This window comes from Microbulbifer salipaludis, from assembly GCF_017303155.1.
GTDB lineage: Bacteria > Pseudomonadota > Gammaproteobacteria > Pseudomonadales > Cellvibrionaceae > Microbulbifer > Microbulbifer salipaludis.
Genome location: NZ_JAEKJR010000002.1, coordinates 1,160,534 through 1,172,869, shown reverse-complemented (window position 1 = coordinate 1,172,869; position 12,336 = coordinate 1,160,534). Strand labels below are relative to the sequence as shown.

7 protein-coding genes are annotated in these 12,336 nt (G+C 61.2%); 2 read left to right on the top strand and 5 right to left on the bottom strand.

Annotated features, from left to right (window positions below; translation table 11 throughout):
* Positions 1-111: 111 nt before the first annotated feature.
* The 5 genes from JF535_RS10610 to JF535_RS10590 all read right to left on the bottom strand — a co-directional run bounded on the left by JF535_RS10610 (position 112) and on the right by JF535_RS10590 (position 6,429).
* A complete protein-coding gene (locus JF535_RS10610) occupies positions 112-2,130 on the bottom strand; it encodes a tetratricopeptide repeat-containing sulfotransferase family protein (protein WP_242523790.1) in 2,019 nt (672 codons plus the stop codon).
* Between the two features lie 159 nt (positions 2,131-2,289).
* Complete coding sequence (locus tag JF535_RS10605; protein ID WP_207001902.1) at positions 2,290-3,198, bottom strand: SMP-30/gluconolactonase/LRE family protein; 909 nt, start codon at positions 3,196-3,198, stop codon at positions 2,290-2,292.
* Positions 3,195-4,001: an SDR family NAD(P)-dependent oxidoreductase gene (locus JF535_RS10600; RefSeq protein ID WP_207001900.1), complete on the bottom strand. Its 807-nt coding sequence runs from the start codon at positions 3,999-4,001 to the stop codon at positions 3,195-3,197. The genes JF535_RS10605 and JF535_RS10600 overlap by 4 nt, the downstream gene beginning before the upstream one ends.
* Positions 4,002-4,083: 82 nt before the next feature.
* The gene (locus JF535_RS10595; RefSeq protein ID WP_207001898.1) at positions 4,084-5,634 is read right to left on the bottom strand and encodes an SGNH/GDSL hydrolase family protein; all 1,551 of its coding nucleotides are present in this window, start codon (positions 5,632-5,634) and stop codon (positions 4,084-4,086) included.
* Between the two features lie 207 nt (positions 5,635-5,841).
* Entirely contained in the window at positions 5,842-6,429 is a 588-nt protein-coding gene (locus tag JF535_RS10590; protein WP_207001896.1) for an aspartyl/asparaginyl beta-hydroxylase domain-containing protein, read from the bottom strand.
* A 206-nt stretch (positions 6,430-6,635) separates the two neighbouring features.
* On the opposite strand from JF535_RS10590, the gene JF535_RS10585 reads away from it, so the two are divergent.
* Positions 6,636-9,032 carry a TonB-dependent receptor gene (locus JF535_RS10585; protein WP_207001894.1) on the top strand — a complete coding sequence of 799 codons (2,397 nt, stop codon included), beginning with the start codon at positions 6,636-6,638 and terminating at the stop codon, positions 9,030-9,032.
* A 132-nt stretch (positions 9,033-9,164) separates the two neighbouring features.
* Positions 9,165-12,335, top strand: a complete 3,171-nt coding sequence (locus JF535_RS10580) for a glycoside hydrolase family 2 TIM barrel-domain containing protein (RefSeq protein ID WP_207001892.1) — start codon at positions 9,165-9,167, stop codon at positions 12,333-12,335.
* Position 12,336: the final 1 nt, after the last annotated feature.

Below are 12,336 nucleotides of genomic sequence, written 5' to 3'. Positions count from 1 at the left end.
ACTACCACTCAAGGGGTAAGAGTCGTTGGAATTGCGGGCGCTGACAAGCGAGTCTTCTTCGCTAACCGGTGAGTTTTTTTCACCTTAAAAGACCGCCGAGGGCGACGCTTCTCAGGCAAAGCGCTCCAGCGCATCACCCAGTGCTGAACGCAAGTCGCCGAGGTAGGGGGAAAAGGGCTCCCACGCCGCCAGGCCGTCACGATTGATGGGCTGGCGCACCTGCTCGGAGCTGGCGGTACGCACCGAGCGCCGGGTCTTGTGAAACTCCAGGCAAGCGGGCTCGAACGGCAGACCGCAAAAATCGAGGATGCGTCGTACCTGCGGCTCCAAGTCAGCCACCACCTCCTCGTACTGCACGGTCAGCACCGCACCGGGCAGCACCGCATGCCAGTGGTCCATCAGGCGCAAGTAGTCGCGGTAATAGCGGCCGATATTGTCGAGCCCATACGTAAACGACTGCCCCACGGCGAACAGCTGCTTGAAGCCGCTGAAACAGCAGGCCATGGGGTGGCGACGCGCGTCGATGATCTTGGCATTGGGCAGAATCAGCTTGATCAGCGCGACATGGGCAAAGTTGTTGGGCATCTTGTCGATAAAATACGGTGCACTGCCGCGCTGCACTTGGGTGCGAGCCAGGTACTCCGCGCCAAGCGCCGCGCGCTCCTCGGCACTGAGGCGCGCGAGCACCGCCGGGTAGCGGGAGACATCCTCGCGCTTGCGCTGGCCGGACAAGCGGCGCACCAGCGCGAGGATATCCGGCAGTTCCTTGGTGCCGTCCACCTGCGAGTGGGAGGCGAGGATCTGCTCCAGCAGGGTCGAGCCGGCGCGCGGCAGGCCGACGATAAAAATCGGGGCCGGATCTTCGCAGCCGCCCATTCCCTGAGCCGCGAACAGCTCCGCGGTACAGGTATCGATCAACCGATCGGTGTCGCGCGTGGTCTCATCGGCACTGTAGCCCTCCGCTAGCGCCTTGCGGGCATTGCCCTGCTCATAGTGGACAAAAGACGCCGCGTAATCTCCAGCGTCTTCCTCACCCTTGGCAAGGGCAAACAACAGCTGTACGCGCGGCTCCTCGTCCAGGTCTTCGCGCGCGAGCTGCGCGCGCATCTGCGCCAGCTCGTCGACATCGAAACGGTAGGTCTTGAGATTGGCGAGGCTCCACCATGCCTCGCCGTTGTGGGGCTCACAGGCGATGGCGGCGCGATAGGATTCAATCGCCGCAGCCTGCTCACCGACGGTCTTCTGCGCGTGGCCACGACTCACCAGCAATACCGGCTGCCGCGGTTGCTCTGCCAGCATGCTGTCATACACGGCGATCGCCTCGGAATAGCGGCCGAGCTTGGCCAGCACCGCCGCCTTCAACACCTGCACCGCCGGAATCGGCCGCGGGATGCTCTCAAGCTTTTCGATCTCAATCAGCGCCGCCTCGCTCTTTTCACGGCGATTGAGAACACCGGCGTACTGCAAGCGCGCAAAGTGGAAGTCCGGCGCCAGCGCCAGGCAGCGCGCCAGCAGGTTTTCTACATCACCGAGCGCGCCGACCTTCGCGCCGATTTCCGCCAGCAGGCGGATAGCGTTGACGTCGGTGGGGTGCTGGTAAACGTAGCCGCGGCAGGCCGCCTCGGCCTGGGCGATACGACCCTGCTCGAACAGCGCAAAGGCACTGGCGAGGCCACCGCCAGCACCGACAGGATCGCCGCCGGCAATCGCGTAACGCAGGTGCTGGGTGCGCGCATGGGCCGCGCGCTCGTGCTGCTCGCGCGCCGTGTAGTATTCGGCCAGAGCCAGCCAGCTCTCGGCCAGAGCCGGCTGCAGGGATACGGCTCGCTCCAGCGCTGCGATGGCCGCGGGGTGATCCCCCCGGCGCGCCTCACACACACCAAGCTCGTGCCAGGCGGAGGCGAAGTCCGCTGCGCGCGCAAGAATTTCCTGCAACCCACTGCGGGCGCCAGTAATATCGCCCCGCAGGCGCTGGCATATGGCCAGCACCAGCTGCGCGTTGACCTCGCCGGGGACACTATCGAGAATTTCACGCGCCTGCGCGCGGGCCAGATCGGGGCGCTGCTGGTTCAGCAACATATAGGCTTGCTTGATGGCATCGACCAGACTGCCGGTTTCAGTTGCGGACATCGGCGGGACTCCCGTACAACGCGGTTCAACTGCGTCGGTGTCGGCGGCGGACCCGGAGCCAACGCCCACACGCGGCGAACTTATTATTGGTTTTTTGGTTTCGAATTCAGTGTGTCGGAGTACGCTGTCATCTGTCAACGTGCCGGCGCGCCAAACCCGCTAGCCGCGCCCGAGGATATAGCGACTCTCCGGCAGGCCGCGAATGTTGGTGTCGAGCACGAACAGGTGGCCGGCAACGGGCTGGTCCTCGCACTGCGCCGGCGTCAGGTCACAGCGGGCAGAGGTGACATACAGCGTGCTCAGGTCCGCCCCGCCAAACGCGACACAGGTGAGCTGGCGAGCGGGCAAGTCGATCTGCGCGATGCACTCCCCCTGCGGGCTGTAACGCACCACCTTGCCGCTGCCCCACTGGGCACTCCACACGCAACCTTCAGCGTCCACGGTGGCACCGTCCGGGTGCACCCCTGCAGGTGTCCGCGCGAACACCCGCGGCTCGGCCCAAGTCCCGCTGCGCGGATCGACATCAAACGCCCGGATCGTTTCCTCGGGGGAATCGGCAAAATAAGCGGTGCGCCCGTCCGGCGACCAGCACAGGCTGTTACTGATACTAATGCCACTGCGCATGGCGCTGACCCCGCCTGCGCGGTCGAGCCGATACAGGCGGCCCTGGCGCTCAGGGTCGTCGCTGCGGTTGCCGGCATTCTCGATCATCGAGCCGACCCAGAACTGGCCGCTGCGATCTACGCGCCCATCATTGAAGCGCAGTTCGCGGGTATCCGGCAGAAGGAACAGTGTTTCCTCCTGGCCGCTGGCGGTGTCGTAAAGGCTGAGCCGATCGTCAAACGCCGCCACCAACAGATCCGCGCGGGAGGTCAGCGCAAAGGAAGCCAGGCGACGCGGCAGGCGGTTATGGGACAGGGTCCCGGAGACCGGGTCATAGCAATAGAGCCGCTGGCCGAGGATATCGGTCCAACGCACCAGCCCGGCACGGTCATCCCACAGCACGCACTCACCGAGCTGGTTTGCGACCGGCAGAGTATCGCGCAGGGATACACGCAGCGCGCTCACACCCGCCCACCATCGACAATCAGCGACTGGCCGCTGATCGCACGGGCAGCGCGAGAAGCGAGGAATAGCACCGACTCAGCCACATCCTCGCCCTGAATGGCGAACTTGAGATTCTGCCTGTCGATACATTCTCGCAGCGCCTCCTCCGTCACCCACAGGCGTTGCTGGCGCTCGGTCATCACCCAACCCGGCACCAGCGCGTTGACGCGAATGTTTTTCGGCCCGAGCTCGCGAGCAAGGCTGCGGGTCATGCCGACAATCGCCGCCTTGGAAGCCACATAGGCCGGGTAACCCGCCAATGCCAGGTTCGCGGAATTGGAACCCACATTGATCATCGCACCACCGCCCGCCGCGGCCATGCCCGGTGCCACCGCCTGCATGGCAAAAAACTGCGGACGAAGGTTGGTATTGATGGCGTCATCGAAAGCATCCGGCGTGAGGCTGTCGAGGTCGTGCCGGGTATCGCGCGCCGCATTGTTAACCAGTACATGAACCGGGCCCGAATCCTCGATGGCTTGCGCAATTACCGCACGCAGCGCACTCAGATCGCGGATATCACAGCGATAAAAACGCGGGCGAATTCCCCCATTACCCTCGACATCGTCGCACAGTACCTGCGCGGGCTCGGGGCGGGTCGACAAAAATGAAACCCGCGCGCCTTGCAGGGCAAATGCCGCAGTAAAGTAAGCACCAATACCGGAACCACCGCCGGTAATGAATACATGCTGGTCTTGTAAATCCGGGTACCGGGTAATTTCGGCAAGCTTGCCCGATGCGAATACCCGATCACAGTCGACACTCATAGCGCCCCCTCAAGTCACTCAATTATTGGCCGCCCAATTTACCATATTTATCATATAAATAAAGTTGGGCAGCCATCGCCACTTACTGGGCGCTCATGCGAACATCATCAAACTCCACCGTACCACCGGCGGACTTCAGGTTGATGTAAGTTTTCCAGGTGCCATCGGGTGCAGTGAAGGTAGCCGTGTACTCGCGCCATACACCGTCCACGGCAAAACTGCGGGTCTGCGCATTGCTGCGCCCGTAAAGCGCCTGCTCCTCAAAGTCAGCAATAATCTGCGCGGTGGGCTCCGTGCCAGTGCCGCGGACCATGGCGCGCACCACATAGGTCTGGCCGCCGCTGGTCGCACCGGGCTGGAAATCGCCGGTGGCATCGCCGCCCTGATGCACCCGATCACCCACCGCCAGGCGGATATAGTAATTGCCATCGGCAGCACCCGCCGGGTCGTATACGCGCTCGACACCATCGTCCACATAGCGCCAGCCAAAGGCTTCGAAGCCGGTCCGGGCCGCGTATTCGAAGCTGCCGTTGGCCACATCAAAATTCCGCCCGAAACCATCAAAGATTTCCGCCGGCTGCACGATGGAGAAACCCAGCCCCAGGTTGGTGATATGCTCCGCCAGCAGTCGCGCCTGCCCCGCGTGCTCGACCATGGAACCGTGCCACTGCTCCCACATCCACGGGTAAAGCATCACGGAAATTTTTCCACCGATTTCGCTGATGAGTTCATGGGTGTAGTTGGCCGGCTCGTCCAGGTCCCAGCCATAGGCGTTATACAACACAATATGCGGCGTTTCGCCGTACACATTGCGCAGCTCGCTGACTACCAGCCTGAAGCGGTCCTTCACTTTGCTCTTTTGCTGCTTGCCCTTGATACCGCTGATATCGTTAGCGCCGGCATTGACCACAATGACGTGCGGGTTGAAGCCGCTGCGGTAATTCTGATCCTGGTTGTACCAGTCCGGTGAGTAAATAAACTTGGCAACCGTATTGTCACCGGGCCCAGAGAGGGTCGCTCCGCCCGCAGCTTGCAGATGCATTTCCGCCCCGAGCATACGCGCGACGGTGGCAGGATAGGCGTAGTAGGTGCCCGACTCACTCGATAGCGGATCATTGCCCTGCTGGTCTTTTTCACTATAGAGAGAAGTGCCGTCCATGTTCGAATCGCCGAAATAGGCAATGCGCAGAGCCGGGCGTGGCGGCAACGTCTGCACTACGCCATTGGCGATATCGAAACCGTAGAAGACACTGTTGGTGCCATAAAAGGTTTCCTTCATCAACACCAGATGGTGCGACTGGTTTGTCGCCAGGCCAGATGCCAGCGTCACCGTGGTACGCCCCGGCTCCAGGCGGATCAGCTGCTCAGACGGGACACCGTTTAAAATCACGCGAAAGTACTCGTGGCTGTCGCCGGGGTTCAGGTCCGCGCTGATACTGGAGCCCTGAAACTGAATTTCTATGGTTGACCCCTGCCAGCCAATCCAGGGCTCCTGCGGGTTATCGAAGTTCCAGCGGCCGGTATAGCGAATGCCGCTATCATCCGGGGAAACGGTGAGTGCAGATGCGGGTATTGCCGTGACAATAAGTAACAGGGCAACCAACAGGCCCCCTGTGGAGATTCGTTTTTTCATCGCTTATTCCTGATTGATTATTGTTGTGGCCAGGAAATACTCAACACAGCGAGCAACGTCTCGACACCCGGCTGGCACCGCTCACCCTGGCGACGCCGAGTATCCTCACCCTCTCCCCATTTGTTCAACTGAGGAAAATTCTCCTGCGGTTGAGAAAAATCCACCACTCACCGCAACACCACACCACACCGCATCTCGAGAATGCGCTTACCAGAGACTTGTCACGCCAGATGCGGCAATTTGTCCGCGTTTAGTGGGCGGCAGGTAATCAAAGATAAAGGTGATCCGGTCCTCACTACCGCGATTCATAACACTGTGCTGTAACTGGTTGTTCAGTTCATAGACCTTGCCCACCTCAAAGCGATACGGGCGCCCACCAATATTGAAGCGCACCTTGGCATTGGAGGTGATCGGGATATGAATGCGGTGTGCGTGGCGAAATGACGGGTGCGCATCTACATGGGGCTTGATGATCCCCCCAGGCACCAACTTCGCCGCCATGGCGCGCAGCACGATTCCGCCCGGCTCATAGTGCTGCTCGATAACCTCACGCATCAGCGGCAAGGCGGCACTTGCGAGCCTGCCCCAGCCATCCTCGCGGTAGATTTCTGCCTGCGGCCAAGGGTTACAACTAATAAACAGCATCACCAGAGATTGGGTCTGGTAGTGCACATCGAAGGTTTGCTGGCGCAGGCGGTTAGTCTCCCATTCGGACTGCGGTGCGGCAGCGATACAAGCGTGTAGCTCACTGCAGTCGCGCAGCTCGAGCATTTTGAAGGGGGCATCAAATTCCATGTTACACAGGCCTGCTAAGTACCGGTCGAGGCTTCCACTATTCCAGAGTTGACACACCAGATAGGTGAAATTTCCTCACCACCGCTGAAATTTTTGTCACGGGTAATTCCCGGAGCTCAATTATATGATAAATCCGCAGCCCCTAGCGACCGCAGCTTTGATCGTGGGGGAGAGCACTACAATAAACGCACCCGAGGAGAACAGACATGAAACTCCGGGCAATTCCCCCCGCACGCAGGCCCCTGGCCGCGGCAATCAGCCTCGCCATGGCCTCATCGCTGACCTCAATGGCAGCGTTCGCCGAAGACGAGGTCGCGAGCGATGAACAAGAGAGCAATTACGTAGCGGTAGAGGAAATTACCGTTACTGCCACCAAGCGCGAAATGGACATGCAGGACCTGCCGCAGAGCATCCAGGCATTCACCACCGAGCAGATCGAGAAGCTCGGCTTTAAAAATATGCAGGATTACCTCAAGGCAATCCCCAGCATGTCTGCCGTGGCCGAAACGCCGGGGCGCAATGAGGTCGTGTTCCGCGGCATCAGTACCGGCACCGGCGAGTGGCGCACCGACTCTTCCGCCGCTGTTTACCTCGATGAAATTCCCATGACGTCGCCCACCCAGCAGGTGGATCCGCGCATGGTCGACATCCAGCGTGTCGAGGCATTGCCGGGTCCTCAGGGCACCCTGTTCGGTTCCAGCTCGCAATCCGGCGCCCTGCGCATCATTACCAACAAGCCCGACCACAGCGGTACCTATGGCTCCGTGAAGGTCGACGCCACCAGCGTCAAGGAAGGCGAGACCGGCCACACCGCGGAAGCCTGGCTCAACCTGCCGCTGGTGACCGATACACTGAGCGTGCGACTCGTCGCCTATGACACCAAGTCCGCCGGTTATATCGATAACGTTGAGGGCAAAAATGTCTTCACCGATGAGCTCAACAGCGATGTTGTCGAAGAGGACTTCAATGACTGGTACCAGAGCGGCGCCCGCATCAGTGCTCTGTGGACCATCAATGAGGACTGGGATGCGGAATTGATGGTCATGCAGCAGTCCCAGCGCTCCACTGGCGACTGGAAGTCAGACCCCGCAGAAGGCGATTTGGAAATCGTGCGCTTTTTCAAGGACGAGCGCACCGATGACTGGTGGGCTGCAGGCCTCACCTTTAAAGGTGACCTGGGCTTCGCCGAGCTGACCATGACCAGCTCTTTCCTCGACCGCGAGGTGTACTACGAGTTCGACAACAGCCTCGATGCGCAGATCCGCGCCAAGCGGGTACAGGATGGGGAATTCGGTTACTACAGCACCTGGTACGACACCGCCTTCCAAGACGAACAGCGCGTGAACGACCAGACTGGCAAGCGCGTATCCCAGGAAATCCGCCTCGCCTCCATGGGCGACAGCCGCCTGCAGTGGATGGCCGGTGCGTTTTATGAAGAGACCGATGACTTCTGGGACTGGTACTGGCGGGTTGAAAACTACACCGAAACCCCTTCCTGGCAGTACGTCAATTACTGGTACGACGTACCGGAAACCAATGACTACTACGGTGAAGTCTACAACGCCAAGACCACGCAAACGGCCGTGTTTGGTGAAATGAGCTACGACCTTACCGAAAAGCTGGTGGCCGGTGTGGGTGCGCGCTGGTTCGAGTACGACCGCGACCGCAGCGAGCAGAAGTTCTGGCCACGCGGTTACTACCTGCCGCTGGACATCTTCCAGGGCGTCGACAGCGATACGGTGTACAAGCTCAGCCTCAACTACCACATCGACGATGATCGCATGGTCTATGCGACCTACAGTGAAGGCTTCCGGCTCGGCGGTGCCAACTCCCAGATCCGTCGGGAAAGTGTGCTGCCAGAAGAATACGGTGCGGACAAACTGCTCAACCACGAGATCGGCCTGAAGAGCCAGTGGCTGGACAATTCCCTGCAGCTCAACCTGTCCGCCTACCTGATGAAATGGGAGGATATGCAGCGCAATATTGGCGACCCCTACTTCTGGGAAGTCAGCGGCCATGTCAATGCCGGCGATGCCGAGGCAACGGGTATCGAAGCCACCATGACCTACCAGATGACCGAAAACTTCAAGCTCGAGGGTTCTTATGCCCGCAGCAGCTCGAAAATTCTCGACGACTTCTACCTGAGCGATGCCGCCCCGGAAATTGATCCATCGCAAGACTGGCTAATTGCCTCCAAGGGGCAAGGCCTGGCGCTGGCACCGCCGAGCAAGTGGTGGCTGGGAGCGGAATACAGTGTGCCGGAACTGTTTGGCGATATCGGCGGCTGGATCCGCTACGACCACAGCTGGACCGAAGCCATGAACCACGACTGGTGGAACGCCCAGTGGGGCCGCCCACTTATTAAAGACCGCAAGGAAGCCTCACTCACCGCTGGCCTGTGGCAGGAAAACAGCTGGACGGCGACACTCAGCGTGTACAACCTCTGGGATGACCGCAATGCGGGCTGGATCGACAGCGGCTACGACTGGCGTTTCGGCAGCAACGGCACCTGGTCCGATGTCGGACGCTACGTGAATATGCCGAGCTACAACCGGCCGCGGGAAGTGGTGCTGTCTTTCAAGAAAGACTTCAACTTCCGCTAGGCCAAAAAAAGCATCCTTTCACCGCGCGGACACTCCCAGCCCCAGCGGGCATGGCTCTCACCGCGTCACCCTTGGCCGGCACACTAGTGCCGGCCTTTTTTCGCCTGCCAACCGAAACATAAGGAGCCCCCCATGCCCCGTCTGCACCAGATCCTGCTGCCCCTGCTACTGGTCGCCTGCGCAGACCGGGAGGCCGCGGTACAAGACCTACCGGGCGCACACTGGAAAGACCCCACAGTGATCCGCGAGGGTGTCATGCCGCCGCGCGCGCACTTCACCGCCTACCCCGATGCGGCACAAGCGCTGACAGGAGGAGATAACCCGCGGCAGCTATCGCTGAACGGGCTGTGGAAATTCCACTATAGCGCCACACCCGCGGAGCGCCCGCAGGGCTTTGCCGCCCCCGGGTTCGACACCGCAAAGTGGGAACAGATCCCGGTTCCGGCCAACTGGGAGCGCCACGGTTACGGCTACCCGATCTACGTCAACATCCCATACCCGTTTACCGTGGACCCGCCCAACCCGCCCGAGCACGACAACCCCGTGGGCAGCTACCTGCGCAGCTTCGAGCTGCCTGCAGAATGGGCCGGACAAAAGGTTTTCCTACACGTCGGCGCGGCATCCTCCGCCTACTATGTGTGGGTGAATGGCCAGTACGCCGCCTACAGCGAAGGGTCCAAAACGCCATCGGAAATTGACATCACTTCACTACTCCAATCCGGTACCAATAGCGTCGCGATACAAGTGTTCCGCTGGAGCAACGGCTCCTATCTGGAGGACCAGGACTTTTGGTCGCTGTCGGGCATTACCCGCGGCGTCTACCTGAGCGCGCGGCCGCAAACACACATCCGCGACTTTACCGTGAACGCCGGGCTCACCAACGATTTCCAGACCGGGCTGCTGTCGCTGCAGGTGCAGCTCGCCGGCACGGGTTCGGAGGAACAACCGTCCGCTCTGGAAGTACAGCTGCTCGACGGCAACCGGGAGCTCAGCGCCCTCCGCGTTACCATCGCTCCCGGCGAGCGGGACATCCATTTCCCGGCGGAAGAGGTTCCCGGGATACGCCCGTGGAGCGCCGAGACACCCAACCTCTATTCCCTCGTTGTGTCGCTGCGCGACGCGCAAGGCGCGGTGCTCGAAGCTTTTCGGCACCGGGTGGGATTTCGCGAACTCGAAATACGTAACGGCGTCTTCCGCATCAACGGGAAGGCGGTCAAGCTCAAAGGGGTCAACCTGCACGAACATCACCACGACACCGGCCACGTGGTCGATGAGGAAACCCTGCTCGCGGACATCCGCATGATGAAGGCCGCCAACATGAATGCGGTGCGCACTTCGCACTACCCGTTTCCCGAGCGCTTCTACGAATTGACGGATGAGTACGGCCTCTACGTGGTCGATGAAGCCAACGTGGAAACTCATGGATTCGGCTATGCGCCCGACAAGACCCTGGCGGACAAGCCCGAATGGCGCGCGCACCACCTCGACCGCGTGCAGCGCATGTTCGAGCGCGACAAGAATTTTGCATCCGTGGTGATCTGGTCCCTCGGCAACGAAGCGGGCGACGGCGATAACATCGGTGCCGGTTATCACTGGCTCAAGAAGACCGACCCGAGCCGCCCGGTGCAATACGAGACCGAGGGTGAACTGGCTGACGTGGGCGAGCGCCACTCGGATTTCCACTCGAGTATGTACTGGCGCTACTGGGACCTGGAGAAATATGCCCAGGAACACGGCGATCGCCCATTCCTGCTGATCGAGTATGCCCACGCTATGGGCAACAGCGTCGGCAACCTGCGTGAGTACTGGACCGTAATCCGCGAGCACGACATTCTCTCTGGCGGCTTCATCTGGGACTGGGTCGACCAGGGCCTGCTCGAACGCGATGCGCGCGGCCGAAATTATTGGACCTACGGCGGCGATTACGGTCCCGATGACGTGCCGAGCGATGGCAACTTCAACATGAATGGACTGCTGTTTTCCGACCGCAGCCCACAACCCGCCTACTGGGAGGTCAAACGGGCCTATCAGCCGCTGCGCTGGCAGCCAGTGGACCTGAACCGCGGCCTGCTGCGGCTGCACAATGACTTTGACTTTAGCGATACCAGCGGCCTCGACCTGCACTGGTCATTGCGACGCAATGGTGAACCGGTTGCCGGCGGCACGCTTACCGAAGCCACCCCAATCCCTGCGCGCGGTAACCAGGTGCTGGAGTTGCCACTGCCGCGGCGCGAGCCCGGCTACGAGTACCACCTCGACCTCTGGGCTGTGCAGCGGGACTCCTCGCCGCTGTTGCCCGCGGGCCACGAGGTCGCTCGCAGCCAGTTCCCGCTGCCGGGCAGCCCCACTGTCGCTGCGACTGCGCCCCTGGCCGTTGGCGCCGTCACCGTGATGGAGTCGCCGCAGGCCCTTACGCTCCGCGCCGGCGGGGTCGAGGCGGTGTTCAACCGCTCCACCGGCTTGCTCGAGCAGTTCGGCACCGAGGGCGACGCGCTGCTGCTGAGCCCGCTCAAGCCCGAGTTCTGGCGCGCACCCACTGACAACGATCGCGGTAGCGACATGCCTGCACGTGCAGCAGCCTGGCGCGCACCCGCACTGCAGTTATATGCACTGGAGCGCATGCCGGAGGCTGCGTCTGGCATTCGCGCCCACTACCGTATGCTCGGCACCGAGGGCCGCCACCTGGGAGACTGGATCGCGCAGTATCGCCTGCACGGTGACGGCCGCCTGGAAGTGAACAATCAGGTACAACGCGCGCCGGATACCCCACCCTGGCCGCGTGTCGGCATGCACACCACCCTGCCAGCGGACTATGACGCACTGCGCTGGTTTGGACGCGGGCCAATGGAGAACTACGCTGACCGGCAGCTGGCAGCAGATGTGGGTATCTATCACAGTAGCGTGGCCGCGCAATACGTGCCCTACGGCCGCCCCCAGGAAAACGGCTACAAGACCGATACCCGGTGGTTGTCATTGCAAAATTCCCAGGGCGAGGGCCTGCACATACAGGGTCTACCGCTGCTGGGCTTCTCTGCGCACCACTATCTATGGCAGGATTTTGCCTACGGCAATGTGCCGGATGCGGTAAACCCGCGCACCGGCAATGTCCACGTCAACGCCATTGCGCCGCGAGACCTGGTATCGCTGCACATCGACTACGCGCAAATGGGTGTCGGCGGGGACAATTCCTGGGGCGCTCAACCCTTGCGCCGCTACTCACTGGCCGGCGATGCTTACCGTTTCGGCTTTATTATTCAGGCCCAGCAGGCGGATGGTTATCCACTGGCAGTATCAGGAGAATAAC